Source organism: Finegoldia sp. BIOML-A4, from assembly GCF_009679635.1.
In the GTDB taxonomy this organism is placed as follows: Bacteria; Bacillota; Clostridia; order Tissierellales; family Peptoniphilaceae; genus Finegoldia; species Finegoldia magna.
Map to the genome: position 1 here is coordinate 72209 of NZ_WKZC01000005.1, position 20361 is coordinate 92569.

Sequence of the window (20361 nt, forward strand, 5' to 3'; positions counted from 1 at the left end):
ACTATTATTATTATTTGTATAAACGAAAGGTAAAATATGAAATTAAAAATATCGCAAAAAGAATTACTTAAACATATCAATATTGCGCAAAAAGCGGTGTCATCTAGAACGACTATTCAGATATTAGAAGGAATTTTGTTCATCGCAGAAGAAAATTGTCTTAGACTTGTTGCTACGGATTTGGAACTTATTGTGGATACTAGAGCAAATTGTGAAATCTACGAAAAAGGTCAAATTGTAATTAACTCATCAATGATAGGTAATATCATTAGAAAGCTTCCTGACGATGATATTTATATTGAAGTGGACGATAATAATATCAATATTAAATGTTTGTCTACGGAATTCAACATTCAAGGTCAAGATTCAAACGAATTTCCATCTCTTCCTTATATAGATAAGGATGTTAAATTGACTTTGGAACAATCTGAACTTAGAGATTCAATCAGAAAAACATCATTTGCTACAAGTATGGACCAAACAAGACCAGATTTGACTGGTGTTTTGTTCAATATTATGAACGATAGGATTGAATTTGTGGCCTTAGATGGTTACAGAGTTTCACTTGATTGTATGAGTAATGTGAGTGAGTTTGAAATGAAGGCTATTGTTCCAGCGAGAGCTTTGAATGAAGTTTACAAGATTTTGGAAGAAGGGGAAATAACTCTTAACATTATTACTGGAAATATTATTTTCAAATTGGAAAACACTGATGTTTATTCTAGATTAATCGATGGTCAATATATCGACTACAATCAAGTTATGAAACAAGATTTTTCGACTGTCGTTACTATAGAAAAGAGAGCTTTGCAAATGGCGTTGGAAAGAGCATCTTTGATGGCAAAAGAAGACAAGGCAAACTTGGTTAAGCTTGATTTTTCTGGAAATGAATTGCATATTTCATCTAATACTGATATTGGTAAGGTCGATGAGTATGTGAAGTGCGAAATCGGTGGAGAAGATTTGAAGATTGCTTTTAATGCTAAGTATTTGTTAGATGGTTTGAAGGTTATTGATGATGACGATATTACTTTGAATATGAGTGGAAGTCTAAGACCGATGGTGTTTAAGCCACTTAACGATATCAATTACACTTATCTTGTCCTTCCGGTAAAACTTGCAGGAGGTAATAATGATTAGTGTTAAAATTGAGTCTGAATTTATTAAATTGGAACAGTTTCTAAAATTCGCATCCATCGCACAAACTGGTGGAATGGCGAAAGAACTTATTAAAGAATCCATGGTTAAGGTAAATGACGAGGTTGAAACAAGACGCGGCAAGAAGCTTTATCCAGGGGATGTAGTGGAATTTGAAGGAGAAAAATACGTAGTCGAATAATGATCGTTCAAAAATTAAAATTATATAATTACAGGAATTTCTGTGAAATAGAATTGGATTTTTGTGATGGTCTGAATCTGATTGTAGGCAGAAATGCCTCGGGTAAGACTAATATTTTGGAAGCTATTAATGTAGCTTTGAAGGGAAAAAGTTTCAAAACCAACACCAATTCTCACTTGATTAAGTTCGGTGAAGATGAGGCTCGTATTGTGATGGATGTCTACGATGATGGTTTTGAGGATAAGATAGATATTACTATTAAAAGTAACGAAAAGATACTCAATGTGAATGAAGCTTTTGTGAATACTATTAAAGAATACAATGAGTATTTTGAGTGTATTGTGTTTACGCCAGATGATTTGAAGATAGTAAAAGAATCGAAATCTTTGAGAAGAAAATTCTTGGATGAGTCCATAAGTGGTGTGGATAACTATTACAGGACTGTTTTGAAACAGTACAATCAAGTGTTGGATGAGAGAAATAAACTCATCAAAAACCACAGGTACAATTCGTATTTTAATGAACAGCTTAAGGCTTTGAATATTCAATTGGCAGACACGGGCTCATATATTATACACAAGAGAAAAAGCTATGTTGAAAGGCTTCATCTTATCGCAAAAAACGTGTGCTCAAATTTGAGTGATGAGAATGATAAGCTGGACATGGAAAATAATTTTTCGATAGAATATGTAGAGGATATGACTAATCAAAAGAATACTTATTACAAGAGTTTGGTAGATATTTTGGATAAGGATTTGGAAAATAAGCAAACTAATTTAGGTATCCATCGTGATGATTTGGATATTTTAATCAACGACAAATCGGCTAAGTTTTTTGCATCTCAAGCTCAGGTGAGAACTGCTATTTTATCGATGAAGCTTGCACAATTGGATTTGAGTAGATTTTATAATGATAGATTGCCAATTATTTTATTAGATGATGTGTTCAGTGAACTTGACGATTACAGAATCAACTACATCATCAGATATATCAAGGATTTTCAAGCTTTTCTGACGACTTCAGAAAGAGCTCCGGAAGGGTTGTACACGATAAAAATAGGTGAATGATATGTATTTGGATATTGGCAACAACACATTAATTGATGAAAATGAGATTATAGCAGTGGTTAATGTCTCGGACAAATTCTTCAAAGATTTTGATAAAAATGATTTGGATTATACGAAAAACGTAGAATTTGTGAATGAAGATGAGGACATTACTATAAGGTCTATAGTCATAACTAATAGAGGAGTTTACAAGTCAAATATCAGTGGGAATTATTTGATGAATAACTTTATGAAAGGAATATAATGAAGAAAAATAGAGAATATACTGCAGATCAGATTACAGTATTAGAAGGATTGGAACCGGTTCGTGTAAGACCAGGGATGTATATCGGTTCTACTGATGAAAAAGGTCTACACCATTTGGTGTACGAAGTAGTCGACAACTCAATTGATGAGGCGTTGGCTGGTGTGTGTGATTTGATTAAGGTTACTATAAAAAAAGACAATTCAGTTATTGTAGAAGATGATGGTTCTGGTATTCCAGTTGAAACACACCCAAAAACAGGCAAATCAACGCTTGAAACTGTACTTACAGTGCTTCATGCGGGTGGTAAATTTTCAAACGACGCTTACCAATACTCAGGTGGTCTTCACGGTGTTGGTGTAAGTTGTGTAAATGCTTTAAGTACATACCTTATTGCCAGAGTCAAAAGAGACGGCAAAATGTACGAACAAAGATTTGAAAAAGGAAAAACTGTTACAGAACTTACTGTTATAAAAGAAAATGTCAGAGGAACTGGAACATCGATTGAATTCATGCCGGACAATACGATTTTTGAAACTTTGAATTTTGATAAGAATGTACTTGCAAAAAGATTCAGAGAAATGGCGTTTTTGAATAAGGGCGTGAAGATAGAATTTGCTGATGAAAGAGAAGGCTACAAGGAATTGTTCCACTACGAAGGTGGGATAAAATCATTTGTAGAATACATCAACAAATCCAAAAAGCCTTTGGACCACGAAGTTATGTACATCGAAGGAGAAAAGGACACTACAAAAGTTGAAATAGCTATGCAATACACTGAAAGCTACAACGAAACGATAGTTTCCTTCACTAACAACATTAAAACAGTTGACGGTGGAACGCACGTTGTAGGATTCAAATCAGCACTTACACGTGCACTTAACGATTATGCAAGAAACAAAAATATATTAAAAGAAAAAGACGATAATTTGTCTGGAGATGATGTCAGAGAAGGTATCACTGCTGTTGTTTCAGTAAAACTTAACAACCCACAATTTGAAGGACAAACCAAAGGAAAATTGGGTAACTCCGAAGCGAGAACTGTCGTAGACAGCGTTGTGTACGAACATTTGAGCTTCTATTTTGAAGAAAACCCAAAAATTGTCAAGACAATCATACAAAAAGCATTGGCATCCCAAAAAGCGAGACTTGCCGCAAGACGTGCGAGGGATTTGGTTCGTAAGAAATCGGTGCTTGACAATACTACACTTCCAGGAAAACTTGCCGACTGCCAAAGCTCAGACATCGAACACAACGAAATCTTCCTTGTCGAAGGGGATTCTGCTGGTGGTTCTGCAAAAGGTGGCAGGGACAACAAATTCCAAGCTATTTTGCCATTGAGAGGTAAAATCTTGAATGTAGAAAAAGCTCATCTTGAAAGAGTTTTAAATTCAAACGAAATCAAAGCTATGATTACTGCATTTGGAACTGGAATAGGAAAAAACTTTGACATCAGCAAACTTCGTTACGGTAAAATCGTAATAATGACCGATGCCGATGTCGATGGAGCGCACATCAGAACACTTCTACTTACATTCTTGTACAGATTTATGAAGCCATTGGTGGAAAAAGGTCACGTCTACATCGCACAACCACCACTTTACGGAATCATCAAAGGTGTTAAAGTAATGGAATATTGCTACACAGAAAAAGAATTAGAAGAAGCTTTGGAAAAATACGGCGAAAGAAGTAACATCAAAGTTCAAAGATACAAAGGTCTTGGTGAAATGAATGCAGAACAATTGTGGGATACTACAATGAATCCTGAACACAGAATCCTAATCAAAGTTGAAATCGACGGAGAAGATGAAAACGAACTTGACAACACATTCGATGTTTTGATGGGAGACGATGTTGAACCAAGAAGAGAATTTATAGAACAAAATGCTGTTTATGCACAAAACATTGACGCTTAGGAGAATAATATGACAGAAAGAAAAATCAATATAAAACCAGCTGATTTGAAAAAAGAAATGGAAAGTGCATATTTGGATTATTCTATGAGTGTAATTGTATCACGTGCACTTCCAGATGTAAGAGACGGATTAAAACCTGTTCACAGACGTATAATTTACGGAATGCAACAACAAGGGTTGTTCCCAGATAGAAAATACTCCAAGTCTGCAAGACTTGTAGGGGAAGTAATGGGTAAGTATCACCCTCATGGTGACAGTGCAATCTACGATGCAGTTGTAAGACTTGCACAAGATTTCAACATGAGATATCCACTTGTAGATGGTCAAGGTAACTTCGGTTCAATCGACGGTGACGGAGCTGCCGCACCTCGTTACACAGAATTGCGTATGGCAAAACTATCACTTGAAATGTTGCGTGACATCAACAAAGACACTGTTGATTTCCAAGACAACTATGACGGTGAAGAACAAGAACCAGTTGTACTTCCATCTAGATTTCCTAACTTAATCGTAAATGGATCCAGCGGAATCGCTGTTGGTATGGCGACAAATATGGCTCCACACAATTTGGGTGAAACTATAGATGCATTAATAGCATCAATCGACAATCCAAATATTACAATAGAAGAATTGATGAAACACATCAAGGCTCCCGATTTTCCAACAGGTGGAAACATCATGGGACTTGAAGAAGTCAAAAATGCATACACAACAGGACGTGGAAAAGTCAAACTAAGAGCAGAAGCTAGGATTGAGGAATCAAAGGGAAGATACAAAATAATCGTCACAGAAATTCCTTACCAAGTTAACAAATCCAATCTAATCAAAAAAATCGCAGACCTTGTAAAACAAAAGAAACTAGAAGGTATTAGCGATTTGAGAGATGAATCGGACAGAAAAGGTATGAGAATTGTCATCGAAACAAAAAGAGATGCCAATCCAAATATCGTGCTTAATAACTTGTACAAATACACTCAAATGCAAACTACATTCGGGATAATTAACCTTGCACTTGTAAATGGTGTTCCAAAAGTATTGAATTTGAAACAACTAATCGACCATTATCTTGTTCACCAAGAAATAGTCGTTAGAAGAAGAACGCAATTTGATTTGAACAAGGCGAAGGCGAGAATTCACATAGTGGAAGGATTGTTGAAAGCAATCGACAATATCGATGAAATTATCCACATCATAAGAACAAGTTATGATGATGCGCTTGAAAAATTGATGCAAAGATTTGGTTTTTCAGAAATTCAAGCCCAAGCAATCTTGGATATGAGACTTAAAAGATTACAAGGTTTGGAAAAAGAAAAACTACAAAATGAATTTGACGAATTGAGCGCATTGATTGAACAATTGACAGAAATTTTGAATAACAGACACATGTTATTAGGAATCATCAAAGACGAATTGACAGAAATTAAAACAAAATATTCAGACGACAGAAGAACTAAAATTCTAAGAGATGACGGTGATTTTGAAGATATGGAACTTCTAGAAGAAGAAGACATGTTTATTACTATCACTAACAAAGGCTACATCAAACGAATTTCAACCGATGCATACAAAGTTCAACACAGAGGTGGACGTGGTGTTAATGCAATGGGAATGAAAGATGGAGATTTCATCAAAGATATGTTCGCAACTACAACTCATCAAGATTTGTTGTTCTTTACTAATAAAGGAAAAGTTTACTCACTAAAAGCTTACGAAGTGCCAGAAGCAAGTCGTACTGCTAGAGGATCCAACATCATTAACCTAATCCAAATCGATGCCGATGAAAGTGTTACACAAGTATTGGCATTGGATAAAGACAAAGAAGACGATCAATTTATAATATTTATCACTAAAAATGGTAAAGTGAAGAAGACTTCGTTGGATTTGTACGAAAATATCAGAAAAACTGGTATCATAGCTATAAAATTTGACGAAGGTGACGAACTTATCGATGTTAAACTTGTCGAAAAAAATGAAAATGTAATTATAGTCACTAAAAAAGGTATGAGTTTGCAATTTAATGTGGATCAATTGAGAGATTTATCCAGAAATGCTATCGGGGTAAAGGCTATAACGCTTAACAAAGACGATGAAGTTATTTCATTTGATTTGGTAAAAGACAATGAATTCTTGGCAGTTATCAGTGAAAATGGTTACGGTAAGAAGACTGAATTATCCAACTACACTACTCAAAACAGAGGTGGAAAGGGAATCAGAACTTACAAAATCGCCAAGAAAACAGGAGATGTAGCGTGTGCTAAGGCATTGAAAAACGAAGATGAGATACTTTTGATTAGCAAAAAAGCTGAGGTTATCAGAATTAAAGCGAAAGGAATATCTACACTTTCAAGATCAACATCTGGTGTATTATTGAAAAATACAGATAAGGGCGAAGATGCGATAGTAGCTGTAGCTAAGTATTTTGAAGAATAAGGAGAAAATTATGCAATTAAACTACGATATAGTCACAAAAGACGAAATAATTGTAAGAATCCAAGGTGATTTGGACATTAACACTTGCGACGAATTCAGAGATGATTTATTGGAAGAATACAAGAAAAATCCAAAAGACATCAGAATTGATGCGACAGATCTTTCATTTATAGATTCAACAGGACTTGGTGCTTTGATAAAAGTGTACAACGAACTAAGAGATAATAACCACAAAATCTACATTGACAACATCAAAAAACACGTCAATAAAGTGTTCACGATAACTGAAATGGACAAGATTTTCGTAATAAAGGAGATATAATGGAAGAATTCAGATTAAGTTTTCAAAATGAAAAAGAAAATGTATCTCTTATAAGACTTTCAGCATCTTTCATTGCGATGAAGTGTGGATTTTCAGTAGACGATATTGAAGATATCAAATTGTGTGCGAGTGAATGCTTGAATTTGCAAAGAAACAGATCCGAAATCATCGACTGTACAATGACTATTGACGATGAGTCTTTAACACTAATCTTCAAATTAGATGGATTTAATCCACGTGAAAACAACGAAAAGGATAAAATATCGGAAATGATTATCCAATCTTTAATGGATGAATACGAAATCAATGGAAGTGAGATAAAAGTAATCAAGAATAGGAAATAATATTATGGCGAATAAATCAATTAGTAAAGAAGAACAGGAGAATATTAAAGAATTATTCTTGAAATTCCAAGAAACACGAGACAAGAAAACAAGGGATACTCTCGTTGAAAAAAACCTGTATATCGCTGAAATATTGGCTAAAAAATACACAGGAAGGGGAATCGAATACGATGATTTGTACCAAGTCGCATGTATCGGACTAATCCTTGCGATTGACCGCTACGATCCATCAAAAGGCTACGAATTCTCCTCCTATGCAACTCCTACAATAGTCGGAGAAATCAAGAAATATTTCAGAGACAAAGGCTGGGTCATCAGAGTTCCACGCAGAATTCAAGAACTCAACAAAAAAGTTGCCAACGCCAAGACGTATCTGTCACAAACTATGCAAAAATCTCCAACAGTTGAAGACATCGCAGATTACTTGTCGATAACAAACGAAGAAGTGTTGGAAGTGTTGGAAGGTGCGAAGGTGTATGCTCCACAATCATTGGATCAATCAATCGATCAATCAAGTGATGACAGGGACACTAATCTTAGCGATTTGATTGGAGAAGAAGACAAGGACATGCTGAAGTTTGAAAACAGGGATTTAATCAACAGATGCATGGAGGATTTGAACGAAGTTGAAAAGAAAATTCTTCTTGGAAGATATTTTGATAAGAAAACACAAATCGTGATTGCAGAGGAATTGGATATTTCGCAAATGACTGTCAGCAGAATGGAGAAGAAAATTCTCAAAAAATTCAAGGCGTCACTCAAGGAGCAACTGGAATTTTAAATGGAAATTTTGAGATTTGAAAATGTTAAATTCATCAAAGAGTACGATGATTTTTCTATAGATAAAAACGAAGTAGTTTTCGTTGTGGGTAAGAGTGGAAGTGGCAAATCCACTCTTCTCAAACTTATCAACAACACATTACAACTGAAATCGGGCAGAATTTTCTACAAAGATAAAAATATTTTGAATATCAAACCAGTTGAATTGAGAAGAAACATCATAATGACTTCCCAGGAAAATTTCTTGTTTGATATGACTATAAGAGAGAATTTCCATGAGTTTTACAAGCTACGCGATTTAGAAGAATTAACTGACGAAGAGATTGCTACATTTCTCAGAATTACAAACTTCGATGTCGATTTGAACCTCAATGTTGAGAAACTTTCCGGAGGAGAAAAGCAAAGGGTGTTCTTGGCTATTGCACTTAGCTTAGATCCTGAGGTTTTGTTATTGGATGAGCCGACAAGTGCGTTGGATAATAAGACTGCATTTGATATGATGAAAAATATCGTGGATTATTGCAAACACAACGACATCACACTTGTAGTTGTGAGTCACGCTAGACAATTGGTGGACGAATTTGCAGATAAAATAATCGATTTGGGAGAATAAAATGGGAATAATTAAAATACCATGGACTAGGTTCGTTCTGATTTATTTGCTTTTGTTAGTTGTGTTATTCGTAATGAAGAAATGTCGTATCAACAAAACAAAAATGCTAGTTGTAGCAAGTGTTCGTATGACTGTGCAACTTATAATCGCAGGTTTCATTCTAACTTATGTGATAAATGCGAACAACAATTTATTTGTTATAATTTACATATTGGTAATGGCGACATTCAGCAGTTTAAAAGTTTTCAAAGGAAATCATTTATCTGACAAATTCAAAGCGATTATAGGATTTAGCATATTATTTTCAGGATTACTCGTGGAATGTTTCTACGTGGGATTTGTAATCAGAAAACCGATTTTGGATGCACAATATGCGATTCCAATTTCTGGGATGCTTTTCGGAAACACAATGACGGCTGTGAATTTGGGAGTAAATTACTTAAACGAAAATCTTAAACTAAACAAAAACAAAATCACAACGTTAATTAATTTGGGAGTAAGTGCAGACACAGCGCTTATTCCTATTGTCAATCAATCCGTAGAAATGGCGATACTACCGAATTTGAACAGTATGATTGCGATGGGAATTATAAGTCTTCCTGGAATGATGACAGGACAAATTCTATCCGGAGTTAGCCCAAACACTGCGATAATTTATCAAATTTCTGTGATGATAGCCATCTGTGCTAGTGTCAACATTGCAAGTTTTTTGTCGCTTTATTTGGGATACAAAAGTTTGATTAATAATAGAGAACAAATAAATTTTGAATTATAATTGGAGGAAAAAAATGAGAATTGAAAAGGATTCTATCGGTGAAATCGAAGTAAGTGACGATGTTTTGTGGGGAGCACAAACTCAAAGAAGTTTCAACAATTTTAAAATCGGAACAGAAAAAATGCCACTTGAAGTCATCAAAGCGCTAACAAGATTAAAAAAAGCGTGTGCGATTTCTAATAACAAATTGGGAAAACTTACAGACGAAAAGAAGGATTTGATTGTGGGTGCATGTGATGAAATCTTGGATCACAAACATGACAGCGAATTTCCACTAGCTGTGTGGCAAACTGGATCTGGAACGCAATCCAACATGAATGTGAATGAAGTCATCGCTCATATCGCAAACAAAAAGTATGGGGAGAACATAATTCATCCAAACGATGATGTGAACAAATCACAAAGCTCCAACGACACATTCCCATCTGCAATCCACATTGCACTTAAACACATGATTGATTCAGAACTAATCGAAGAATTAGAAAACACTGAAAAAGTCTTGGAAACATTGATGGAAGAAAACAAAGATATCATCAAAATCGGACGTACACATTTGCAAGATGCAGTGCCTCTAAGATTGTCACAAGAAATATCGGGATGGCTTTTCATGATTAGAAAAGGTAAACAACACATCATTGAAGCAAGCAAAGCGTTAAACGAACTTGCAATTGGAGCTACAGCTGTGGGAACAGGACTCAACGCAGTTAAAGGATTCGACCAAATGGTAGTAGATGAAATAAATGCCCAAACAAAAGGAGAATTCGTCACTGCAGAAAACAAATTCCACGCACTTACATCAAAAGATGCAATAAGCTATACTCATGGAGCAATCACAGCCCTTGCTAATAATTTGATGAAAATAGCAAATGATGTGAGATTTTTGGCGAGTGGCCCAAGATGTGGAATCGGCGAATTATCAATTCCTGCAAATGAACCGGGCTCATCAATCATGCCTGGCAAAGTAAATCCAACACAAGCAGAAGCATTGACTATGGTTTGTGTACAAATAATGGGCAACAACACTACAATTCAAGTCGCAGCAAGCCAAGGAAATTACGAACTAAACGTATATATGCCTGTGATTATATATAACGCGTTGCAATCAGTACGACTAATCAAAGATGCTACAAAATCTTTTACAGATAATTGTCTAAGAGGACTCAAAGCAAACAGAGAAGTAATAGATTATTATTTGAACAATTCGTTAATGCTAGTCACTGCCCTTAATACCAAAATTGGCTACGACAAAGCTAGTACAATCGCAAAATATGCACACAAAAACAACACAACACTTAAACAAGCTTCCCTTGATTTGGAAATTCTAACAGAAGAAGAATTTGACGAATACGTCGACCCTACAAAAATGTGCTAGTTAAAAAAATATTTTATATTGAAAAATAATAATATAAAATATATAATAAGTATGAGGGTAATGGGGGGAGAATATGAAAAAGAAATTAACGATATATGTGGTAGCAGTGATGACGTTTCTGATGTATATTGGATATGACATAAGCTACGCTCAAACAGAAAATAACATAATTTTGGCAAGTACACAAACTTTGCCAAAAGCAGGCATAGACAACGAGCATATTTTAATAAGCATCGCTTGTTTAATAATAATTACTGGTGCATTTTTTGTGTTTTTTAAAAAAAGAGAAAAGAAGTAAGCAATTACATTGCTGACATGGGTTAGTAATGTAATTGCTAACGTAGGTAAGTTTTACGCAGTTAAGCATATTGCACGAATATCTAGACTACAAAAATTCGTGATTTCTAAATCTTGAAACCCTAAAATTTGAAGCTCACTACGTTCGGCGGTCAAATTTTAGCCGGGTTTCTTCGATTTGAAACAACTTGAATTTTCTCCGTATGATATTCTTAGCAATAAGGCTTAACTGCTTTTTTATTTTATCAACAAAAAAATCTTAGACTTAATTGTCTAAGATTTTTACAAATAATCTATTAAATTTTCTTCTGATATATCTATTGGGTCGTCATGGTAGTATACTTTGACTATCATGTCTTCTGTGATTTCCCAGATGTTTCCTTGGACTGCGAAGATGTTCCATTCATCGATGTCGAAGATTCGTTTGTAGCTTTCATATATTTTTTTGTATTCTTCAGGATACAAATATCTGTAGTCTTCGGAGCCTATTAGAAACGGGTTGGGCATTTTGTTATCTTTTAAATATTTGTAGTACTGTTTCAAATCTTCTTCATTTAATGGTACGTAGTGGTTATTGAGTACGTAGTCCCATTTTGCTCCATCTAGATAGACGATTTTTTCTGCGGGTACTTTGAGGCAATAAGCTACGGAGTTTTCGTCTGGTTTCATGCAGTTTTTGTTACTGACTGAGCACCATATTGGTAGTTTTACATCGTCAGGTTTTGGGACGATTTGTTCTGCTTGTTTGACAAAATAGGTGTATTTTTCTCTGAAAAACTCATAGATGTCTCCCAAATGTTCACTTGCGTATTCCAATTTGTTGATGAATCTTTTTTCTTTTTTTAATACGTCTAGTGATCTTTTGTCTTGCATTGTGTAAAGCATTACATATCCATTTGTTTCATTTGGGTTTTTCATTTGTTTCATTATTTGTTCCTTTCTGTTTCGTGCATTATGATGAATGCGATTAGTATTATGACAGGAAGTATGAGTATTGATTTTGTTGAGTAGACAATGGATGTGAGTGTTCCGATTATGCAACCTAGTATGAATATCAAGATTGCAGAATATGTCGTAAATGATGCTTTGAGTAGGTTGTTATCTTTTGTGTAGAGGTAGTCGATGAGTCTGTCGGTTGCTTTTTTCAAATTTCCTGTGCACATTGTCGTCATCAAATCGACTCCGTTGAATCTTCGAAATGCTTCGATTTGCATTGCGCATACGAATGATATGAGAAGACATGCTAATTTGTTCAAATTTTCTGGGATAAATCCAACTAATGCGAGGATTATTCCTTCAAAAACTATGATAACTTGTCTCCAATGTACGATTTTCATGTATTTGTGCTTTTTCTCAAATATTCTAACTAGAGTTGTTCCCAAAATGAATGCGATAATCGGCATAACGTAGCGCACTATTTTGTCCAAATTCCCGTAGCAAATATTAATCGAGAGTAGTACGAGATTTCCTGTTTGTGCGAATGCGAACACTCCTCCACGGGTTACGTAGCTGTAGCTATCCAAGAATCCTCCGATTAGTGTTAGTATGAACATTATTTGTAAACTTTCAGATTTTTGTGTCATTAAATCACCTGCTTATTTGATTACATTATACCATTTTTTCATTTATAGAAAAAACCAACTGGATTACAACGTAGCCATCATCCTATCAGCAGTGGTCGCGCTACTACAATTTATAAAAACAAAAAGCTCATCTTATTAGATGAGCTTTTGTTTTGTGGAGAATTATTTCCAAGTGTTTAGACATTTTTGATACTTAATATAATCAGCAAACGGCTTTCTTGCAAGGTAGTTGTGATTGTCTATCATATTTTTTTCTTTTTCTAATTTTTTATCATAAGCAAAACAAAACATTTTGTTGTAGTTGTTTTTTCTAGGATTCAAATAAACATTGGAGTACAAGAAATATCGGTACTCGTATTGTGTATTGGGATCATCTTTGAAATATATCGTAAAACATGTAGTGTTCTTACTTGCATAATTATATTGTTCTATTAATTTTATGTTGGATCTATCGGTTCCTTGCAAAGCGAGGACTTGGTCTAGTTTTTTGTTTGCGAAATGGTTTTGAATTGGATGATCAACAACCCACCACACAACATTGTAAATCACGAAAATACAGATCACTATTTTGATAAATTTGAATAATTTATTTTTCATATTTACCTCCTAATACCATCCATCAGTGTATTTCATGTATTTTGCCTTTTTAAAATAAGTGTTACCAATTGGACTTCCAGTAGCGTATTCGTAAATATAAACACTGATTTTGTTGGTATCTTCAAACAAATACGGCAAATTAGACAATCTAAAACTAGTCAAATGATAACTATAATTATATTCAACCAATGGATCATCCTTAAAAATCACATCAAAATCATAATCTCCAGTTTTATAATTATAGCTTGATGAAATCTTCAAAATATTATCTTTATTAGTTCCTTGCTGTTCCATGAAAGAATACAACCTGTGCTTTCCACAAAAATATTGAACTGGATGATTAACAGTCCATCCAACAATTAAGTAGACGATTACAATTGTAAGTAGGATTTTAAATAACCTTTTCATAAATTTCACAACCTTTCTTGTGTTAATTACATTATACCCAAATTTTTCAAATCAGAATAGTAATAACTCTCCTACAAATGTATGTATAAATGAAAGGGGGAGTGAAAATGAAAAAATTAAAAATCACTTCAGTAAATGATGTAAACGGAACACAAAAGAAAAGTTCCAAGACATTTAGTAACTTAAAATCAGGTGTTACTAACGAAAACTTAAAAACTGCATCATCTGCAATCAATTCATTAGTAGATTCTGATGAAAAACACGCGTATGTAGTAGAAGAAACAGAACTTTAGGAGGTATTTAAATGCAAGAATATTTACAAATCAAAATAGGCAATGATTCAAATGAAACAATGACTATCAACTTAACAAACTATGATCGTGCAAAAACTGATGAAGAAATCAAAAACGCAATGGATCAAATCTTACAAACAGAAGTATTCACTGGCAAAAAAGCTGTCTACAACAAGAAAATATCAGCAGATATCGTAACTGTAGATAAGAAACCAATGAATATACAATAAGGATAACAAATGGACGAATTCTTAAGTTTTGTCGGTAACGTCGGCTTTCCCATTTCAGTGACAGCATTTCTTCTAATTAGAGTTGAATCCAGATTAGAAGACATCAAAATCTCCATTGAAAAGCTCAACGCCATCCTCACTAACTTAAACAGATAACCTTAATTTCATATATCATTTCCTAAAATTTTTCTAACAAAACGGTAAGTCTCATACGAGATTTACCGTTTTTTACGTTACAAACAAAAAATCGGCTCATTAAGAGCCGATTTTCTTACTTAAATTTACAATTTATTTTGCTTCTTCAAATTTGATGTTGTATTCAAAATCTGCTGGATTGTAATAATCAAGAGCTTTTCCTTCTACTTCTGCGTATGGATAACCGAAGTTATTAAGTGGTTTGTCGTCTTGTTTTGGTTCAAGAATAAGATCACGACCTGTAGTCAATGCTACACGCAATGAATCCATTCCACCCCAATAATAATCGGCAAGTTCTTTTGTTTTTTCATCAGATTTGTCTAAATTTTGTTTCAAAACAGCTTTCAACACATCGCCTGGATCTGCTTTAACCCAACCTTGACCTTGAAGGTAGAATTCAGACCAGCAGTGTTGACCTTTAGTTTCATCATCAGATTCTTTCTTGCTCATTCTTACACCGAAGATTTCACGAGCAGGAACGCCAGCTGCTCTACACAAAGCTACGAAAACTGAGTGAATGTCAGTACATTTACCTTGTGGCATATCCAATAATTTTTCAACTTCACCAGTACCGCAACCTTTTACAGATTCGTCACGGTTCATATTAGCGATAGTCCAATCGTAAATTGCTTTTACTTTGTCTAAATCAGTAGTCTTACCTTCAGTGATTTTGTCAGCAAGTTCTTTTACTTTACCATCAACAGGCATCATGCTGTTTGGTTGTAAGAATTCTTTAAGTTCGTCTTTTTTAGCTTGGTCTTCTTTTTCAGTAAGTTCTCCTCTTTTGATTTCCTTACGTTCAGCATCAAATGATAGTGAAACCTTACGATCAGTTGCTTCATTGTCCCATTCAACATAAAGCATCTTATTACCTAACTTGTCAGTAGTTTGTTGTTGTTTAGCGTGAGCTTCATCCAAATCCACCTTAACGTTAGAAATCTTTTGGTATTCTGAATCTTGTGGAATTGGTAACCACAATTTTACAGATTTGCCTTTATCGTATTTTGACAAATCAACATTTGTTGTCAAAGTTCCTTTTCTTTCTGCGAAGTTTTCTTCCTTCTTTTCTTCTTTTTTGATTTCTACCTTATTAGTGTCTTCCTTTGCAGTTTCTTCCTTCTTAGTTTCAGTAGTTTCTTGTGTATTATTCTTAGCACATGCTGATAAACTAACCACAAATACCAATAAAAGTAAAATCTTTAATGCTTTTTTCAAAAAACATCCCCCTTTATATATTTTTACATAAAATTAGGCAATATATGAAATATTGCCCAATTAAATATCTTATTTTGCTGCAGAACCTTCGATTTTATATCCTGCATCCATCCAAGCAACAATTCCACCTGGGTGACGATATACATTTGTAAATCCAGCTTCTTTTGCGATAACTGCGCCGACATCACTTCTAGCACAACCAACAAAACCACAATATACAACTACAGTTTTGTTCTTATCTTCGCCCAAAGCTTTCAAGAAAGCTTCTTTTTGTTCTGGTTTTAATTCGTCAGCTTTCATAGGCAATTCTGCATTTACAGCGCCAGGAATTCTGTTTTTGTCAAAAGATTTAGCTGGCATAGTATCCACTATAACCATGTCTTTCTTTTGGTCAATCCATGAATTCAAATCTTCTGTAGATACAAGTTCATATCCACCCTTGTTGACAGCATTTACAAGTTTCATACTTGCAGTTTCAATTTTTTGTTCGTTACCATCTTTTGCAGTTCCAGGACCTTTGTTATCAGCTCCAGGAGCAGCTTTTTGGCAGCCAGTTGCCAATACTAAAATCATGGCAAATAATGTCAAAGCTTTAATGAATTTCTTCATTATGTAATCCCTCCTAAAATATTCTATATACTTATTATATCGTAAAATTTCAGAAAATTTGAGTTTTATTTATTGAAATAATTTATAAATGGGCTGTTTTCAGGGTAAATTTGTGTCATTTTCTATAAATGACATACAATTAATAGATTTTTTATACAAATAATCAATTTACGATTATGATATACTATAATTAATTTAACGTTTTACTATCAATTTCCCAAGGAGGATTTATGTATATTTTAATCGTGGCAGTGGTGCTTTTGTTGGCGCTTTTGGCTGTTAAATTTTCAAATAGATATGGTATTCCGTCGTTTCTATTGTTTATTATTTTAGGAATATCGTTTAATTTTTTCGGAAAAGATTTCAATAATTACAGATTTGTGGACGAGTTTTCAAGCGTTGCGCTTTTGATTATTATGTTCTACGGTGGTTTCGGTACAAATTTGAAAATGGCAAAACCAGTGACAACACAGGGAGTTATCATGGCAAGTGCAGGTGTTGTGTTGACATCTGTTCTTACGGGAGCTTTCTGTTATTTTATACTTAAAATCAGTTTTGTGGAATCCATGCTTTTGGGATCCGTTGTAGGTTCCACGGATTTTGCTTCGGTGAGTTCGATTTTACGAAGCAAGAATTTGAACCTTAAATACTCCACTGCATCAATGCTTGAAATCGAAAGTGGTTCCAACGACCCGACGGCTTACACTATGACTATGATTTTCTTGTCGATTTTGATGGGGTCTAAGACTTCTGTGTTCAAACTGATTTTGCTTCAAGTTGGAATTGGGCTGTTGATTGGTTTTTTGATGGCAAAATTAACAGAAAAATTGATTTTTAAGATAGATTTCTCACAAGACGGTCTGTTCACTGTTCTGATTATTTCCTGCGCACTTCTAACTTTTGCTATTAGCAAGAATTTGGGAGGAAATGCGTTCTTGTCAGTGTATGTACTGGGAATTATGATAGGAAATTTGGAATATTATAGGAAGAAAGAGGTTGTGTTCTTCTTCGACGGTTTTTCGGGAATAATGCAGATTGGTTTGTTCTTTTTGCTGGGGCTTTTGGCAGATCCTAAAAACATCGTGAAGGCTGTTCCTGTGGCTTTCTTGGTGATGGTTTTTATCACAATTATTGCAAGACCATTGGCAAGTATTCTGCTTTTGAAACCTTTTGGATACAAGAAGAATCAACTTATTGTAATTTCTGCGGCAGGATTCAGAGGAGCGGCTGCGATTGCGTTTGCTATTATGGTTATCAATAGTAATGCAAAGTTATCTGTGGATTTGTTCCACATAATTTTCGTGATTTGTCTGTTGTCTTGTTTAATTCAAGGATCGCTCTTCCCGATTATTTGCAAGAAAACTGATATGATTGATCCTGACGATACTGTTCTTAAAACTTTCAACTACTACAGTTCTAAAAGCGATGTTGGTTTTATCGAAACGAAAATAAATGAGCACAGTGAACTTGTAGGAAAAAAGGTTAGCGAGATTGGGCTTCACTTCGATATAATTGTTGCAAAAATTATAAGAGATAACAAACTTATAGTTCCACGTGGTGATACTGTGATTTGTGCAGATGACACTGTTGTAATTGGCGGCAAATCTTATTTTGATCCGACAGGTTACGGTTTGGTTGAAATCACAATCAGCGACAAAAACAACTGGAATGGTAAGAAGTTAAAGGATATCGACATGATTGATTCTGAACTTGTGGTTATGATTCAATCAAAGAACGGCGAAATCATTGTTCCTACGGGCAATGTTACGCTTAACGTTGGGGATAAGTTGATTATTCTAAAAGAAACGGTAAGATTGTAAATATTTTGTTAATTGTGAACATTTGATATAAACTCTGATATAATAATAAAATAATTACATTTTAAGGAAGGATTTTATGATAGATTTTTTGATTCAAAAATTTGTTAAAAATTACGAGGACACGCAAAGCTTCACTACGCGTAGATCATACGGTAATTTGAGCAGTGCTGTGGGATTGTTCATTAACTTATTTTTGTTTTCTACTAAACTAATAATAGGATTACTCACTAATTCCATAGCGATAATGGCTGATGCTATCAACAATTTATCGGATTGTTTCAGTATTATTCTGATGGTTTTAAGCTTTAGTATGAGCACGAAACCCGCCGATGAAAAACATCCGTACGGTCATTCACGATTGGAGTACATCTTCTCGTCATTGATTACTATTTTGGTCATTTACATCGGGGTGAAATTGGTAGTTGCATCATTTAAGAAGATTATCCACCCGGAAATCATTACATTCAACATATATTCGTTGATTGTCCTAATAGTGGCGATTGTGGCGAAGTTTTGGCTAAGCAAATTTTACTACAAAATTTCCAAGAAAATCGACTCGGATTTGTTGATGGCGACATCTGTGGATTCAAAAAGCGACTGCATATCCACATCCATCGTACTTATTTCTGTCGTAGTGTTCAAATTGACAGGACTTAATATCGACGCATACATCGGACTTTTGGGTGGTGTTATCATCATCAAAAACGGATTTGAAATGATAACAGACACTGTGGATAAACTTTTGGGAACGGGTGCATCCAGAAAATTCGAACGTGAAATCACCGATTTCATCACATCATACGACGGAATCTACGGCGCACACGATTTGAGAGTTCACGATTACGGTCCAGGTCACATCTTCATAACTGTGGATGTGGAAGTGGACAGTTCCGAAGAATTCATCAAACTACATTCACTTGCAGATAGAATCGAAAGAGATTTGATTGAACAAAAAGGCGTGTACTCCACTATTCATATGGATCCGTTAGCAGTCAACAATCCAGAAGTTCAAAACTTACACGAAATTGTCGCAAAAATCATCGACGATGTAAACGACGAATGGATATTGAACGATTTTAGGATTTGTCCTAAAAAAGAAGGCGATGAGATGATTTTTGACATCAGAGTAGATATAGATGAAAAAATGGAAGACAAGCAAATAGTCGATATTGTGAAAGGCAAAATCCTATCACAAATCACTGACTACAAGCCAATTATAGCGATTACAAGAGGATATCAAAGAAGAAACTTTTATTAAAATGAAAAATATTAAACGAATTTATGATAAAAATCCACTCAAATTCATACTAGAAGTCTACGCAGTGTATTTGGTGTGGTTTTTTGCAATGGAAAAAATACCCAATAGAAATTATCACATAGTATATTCGAAACTAGACGACTACATTCCTTTTTATAAACCAGCGATACTTATGTACTCGTCGTGGTTTTTGATGCTAGTGATACCATTTGTCTACCTTTTGAAGAGAAAATCATACGATAATATGTACAACATAATTATCCCGATGTTTTCTGCGATGTTCATATCACTGATAATTTATATGATATATCCGACAGCACTTGACATCAGAGTAACTAATATCACTGGAAATGATATTTGTTCGTGGATAATAAAGGGAATTCACAAGATAGACCCACCAAATAACGTGTGTCCAAGCATTCACGTATCTACAACCGTGATAATTGACAATCAGTTTCGAAGAATATTGAAAAATAAAGGAAAATCGAAGGTTTTATTCTTATTGTGGGATGCGGGAATTTGCATAAGCACCATGCTTGTAAAACAACACAGCATTATAGATGTAGTGTGTGGAATTATTCTAGCTCATGCTATACTTTTTGTATTCAATAGAAAACAAAACACAGCTTATCACTATTAGTGACAGGCTGTGTT

The 20361-nt window shown here is 34.5% G+C and carries 25 protein-coding genes; 19 read left to right on the forward strand and 6 right to left on the reverse strand.

What is annotated here, in order from left to right; translation table 11 throughout:
* Positions 1-36 precede the first annotated feature (36 nt).
* The 13 genes from dnaN (at position 37) to GKG01_RS05505 (ending at position 11500) form a co-directional block, all read left to right on the forward strand.
* The gene (gene dnaN / locus GKG01_RS05445; protein WP_094206576.1) at positions 37-1140 is read left to right on the forward strand and encodes a DNA polymerase III subunit beta; all 1104 of its coding nucleotides are present in this window, start codon (positions 37-39) and stop codon (positions 1138-1140) included.
* Entirely contained in the window at positions 1133-1339 is a 207-nt protein-coding gene (gene yaaA / locus GKG01_RS05450) for a S4 domain-containing protein YaaA (RefSeq protein WP_002835941.1), read from the forward strand. Before dnaN ends, yaaA begins: the two co-directional genes overlap by 8 nt.
* Positions 1339-2406, forward strand: a complete 1068-nt coding sequence (gene recF / locus GKG01_RS05455; protein WP_154271747.1) for a DNA replication and repair protein RecF — start codon at positions 1339-1341, stop codon at positions 2404-2406. Before yaaA ends, recF begins: the two co-directional genes overlap by 1 nt.
* A gap of 1 nt (position 2407) precedes the next feature.
* Positions 2408-2650, forward strand: a complete 243-nt coding sequence (locus tag GKG01_RS05460) for a DUF370 domain-containing protein (RefSeq protein ID WP_094206578.1) — start codon at positions 2408-2410, stop codon at positions 2648-2650.
* A complete protein-coding gene (gene gyrB / locus GKG01_RS05465) occupies positions 2650-4566 on the forward strand; it encodes a DNA topoisomerase (ATP-hydrolyzing) subunit B (protein ID WP_154271748.1) in 1917 nt (638 codons plus the stop codon). Before GKG01_RS05460 ends, gyrB begins: the two co-directional genes overlap by 1 nt.
* Positions 4567-4575: 9 nt before the next feature.
* Positions 4576-6996 carry a DNA gyrase subunit A gene (gyrA, locus tag GKG01_RS05470; protein ID WP_154271749.1) on the forward strand — a complete coding sequence of 807 codons (2421 nt, stop codon included), beginning with the start codon at positions 4576-4578 and terminating at the stop codon, positions 6994-6996.
* A 10-nt stretch (positions 6997-7006) separates the two neighbouring features.
* Positions 7007-7318: an STAS domain-containing protein gene (locus GKG01_RS05475; protein ID WP_035109375.1), complete on the forward strand. Its 312-nt coding sequence runs from the start codon at positions 7007-7009 to the stop codon at positions 7316-7318.
* Complete coding sequence (locus GKG01_RS05480) at positions 7318-7662, forward strand: anti-sigma factor (protein WP_154271750.1); 345 nt, start codon at positions 7318-7320, stop codon at positions 7660-7662. Before GKG01_RS05475 ends, GKG01_RS05480 begins: the two co-directional genes overlap by 1 nt.
* 4 nt (positions 7663-7666) lie before the next feature.
* Complete coding sequence (locus GKG01_RS05485; protein WP_094224074.1) at positions 7667-8443, forward strand: SigB/SigF/SigG family RNA polymerase sigma factor; 777 nt, start codon at positions 7667-7669, stop codon at positions 8441-8443.
* On the forward strand, positions 8444-9055 hold the full coding sequence (locus GKG01_RS05490; protein WP_154271751.1) for an ABC transporter ATP-binding protein: 612 nt from the start codon (positions 8444-8446) through the stop codon (positions 9053-9055).
* Between the two features lies 1 nt (position 9056).
* Entirely contained in the window at positions 9057-9830 is a 774-nt protein-coding gene (locus GKG01_RS05495; protein WP_154271752.1) for an ABC transporter permease, read from the forward strand.
* A gap of 13 nt (positions 9831-9843) precedes the next feature.
* Positions 9844-11202, forward strand: coding sequence for a class II fumarate hydratase (gene fumC, locus GKG01_RS05500; RefSeq protein ID WP_154271753.1), 1359 nt, complete (start codon positions 9844-9846; stop codon positions 11200-11202).
* A 73-nt stretch (positions 11203-11275) separates the two neighbouring features.
* Positions 11276-11500 (forward strand): LPXTG cell wall anchor domain-containing protein, encoded by a 225-nt coding sequence (locus GKG01_RS05505; RefSeq protein ID WP_241684747.1) that lies wholly within the window; start codon positions 11276-11278, stop codon positions 11498-11500.
* Between the two features lie 281 nt (positions 11501-11781).
* Here the strand turns inward: GKG01_RS05505 and GKG01_RS05510 are convergent, their stop codons facing one another.
* From GKG01_RS05510 to GKG01_RS05525, 4 genes are all read right to left on the reverse strand, one after another.
* The gene (locus GKG01_RS05510; RefSeq protein WP_154271754.1) at positions 11782-12426 is read right to left on the reverse strand and encodes a DUF3841 domain-containing protein; all 645 of its coding nucleotides are present in this window, start codon (positions 12424-12426) and stop codon (positions 11782-11784) included.
* Complete coding sequence (locus tag GKG01_RS05515) at positions 12426-13082, reverse strand: YoaK family protein (RefSeq protein WP_154271755.1); 657 nt, start codon at positions 13080-13082, stop codon at positions 12426-12428. The genes GKG01_RS05510 and GKG01_RS05515 overlap by 1 nt, the downstream gene beginning before the upstream one ends.
* Before the next feature lie 162 nt (positions 13083-13244).
* Positions 13245-13679, reverse strand: a complete 435-nt coding sequence (locus GKG01_RS05520) for a DUF3139 domain-containing protein (protein WP_154271756.1) — start codon at positions 13677-13679, stop codon at positions 13245-13247.
* 9 nt (positions 13680-13688) lie between these two features.
* The gene (locus tag GKG01_RS05525; protein WP_154271757.1) at positions 13689-14087 is read right to left on the reverse strand and encodes a DUF3139 domain-containing protein; all 399 of its coding nucleotides are present in this window, start codon (positions 14085-14087) and stop codon (positions 13689-13691) included.
* A 107-nt stretch (positions 14088-14194) separates the two neighbouring features.
* Between GKG01_RS05525 and GKG01_RS05530 the strand changes: the two genes are divergently transcribed.
* The 3 genes from GKG01_RS05530 to GKG01_RS05540 are packed head-to-tail and all read left to right on the forward strand — an operon-like array spanning position 14195 to position 14766.
* Positions 14195-14380, forward strand: a complete 186-nt coding sequence (locus GKG01_RS05530) for a hypothetical protein (protein ID WP_154271758.1) — start codon at positions 14195-14197, stop codon at positions 14378-14380.
* Between the two features lie 11 nt (positions 14381-14391).
* Positions 14392-14610 carry a DUF2922 domain-containing protein gene (locus tag GKG01_RS05535; RefSeq protein WP_102164470.1) on the forward strand — a complete coding sequence of 73 codons (219 nt, stop codon included), beginning with the start codon at positions 14392-14394 and terminating at the stop codon, positions 14608-14610.
* Positions 14611-14619: 9 nt separating this feature from the next.
* A complete protein-coding gene (locus GKG01_RS05540) occupies positions 14620-14766 on the forward strand; it encodes a YvrJ family protein (protein WP_002835918.1) in 147 nt (48 codons plus the stop codon).
* Positions 14767-14898: 132 nt separating this feature from the next.
* Here GKG01_RS05540 and GKG01_RS05545 read toward each other — a convergent pair whose 3' ends face one another.
* Positions 14899-16020, reverse strand: coding sequence for a transglutaminase domain-containing protein (locus GKG01_RS05545; RefSeq protein WP_154271759.1), 1122 nt, complete (start codon positions 16018-16020; stop codon positions 14899-14901).
* 69 nt (positions 16021-16089) lie between these two features.
* A complete protein-coding gene (locus GKG01_RS05550) occupies positions 16090-16629 on the reverse strand; it encodes a rhodanese-like domain-containing protein (protein WP_094224088.1) in 540 nt (179 codons plus the stop codon).
* Between the two features lie 230 nt (positions 16630-16859).
* On the opposite strand from GKG01_RS05550, the gene GKG01_RS05555 reads away from it, so the two are divergent.
* The 3 genes from GKG01_RS05555 (at position 16860) to GKG01_RS05565 (ending at position 20347) form a co-directional block, all read left to right on the forward strand.
* Positions 16860-18449, forward strand: a complete 1590-nt coding sequence (locus GKG01_RS05555) for a potassium/proton antiporter (RefSeq protein ID WP_154271760.1) — start codon at positions 16860-16862, stop codon at positions 18447-18449.
* A gap of 76 nt (positions 18450-18525) precedes the next feature.
* The gene (locus GKG01_RS05560; RefSeq protein ID WP_154271761.1) at positions 18526-19707 is read left to right on the forward strand and encodes a cation diffusion facilitator family transporter; all 1182 of its coding nucleotides are present in this window, start codon (positions 18526-18528) and stop codon (positions 19705-19707) included.
* A gap of 1 nt (position 19708) precedes the next feature.
* A complete protein-coding gene (locus GKG01_RS05565) occupies positions 19709-20347 on the forward strand; it encodes a phosphatase PAP2 family protein (protein WP_154271762.1) in 639 nt (212 codons plus the stop codon).
* The last annotated feature ends 14 nt before the right edge of the window (positions 20348-20361 follow it).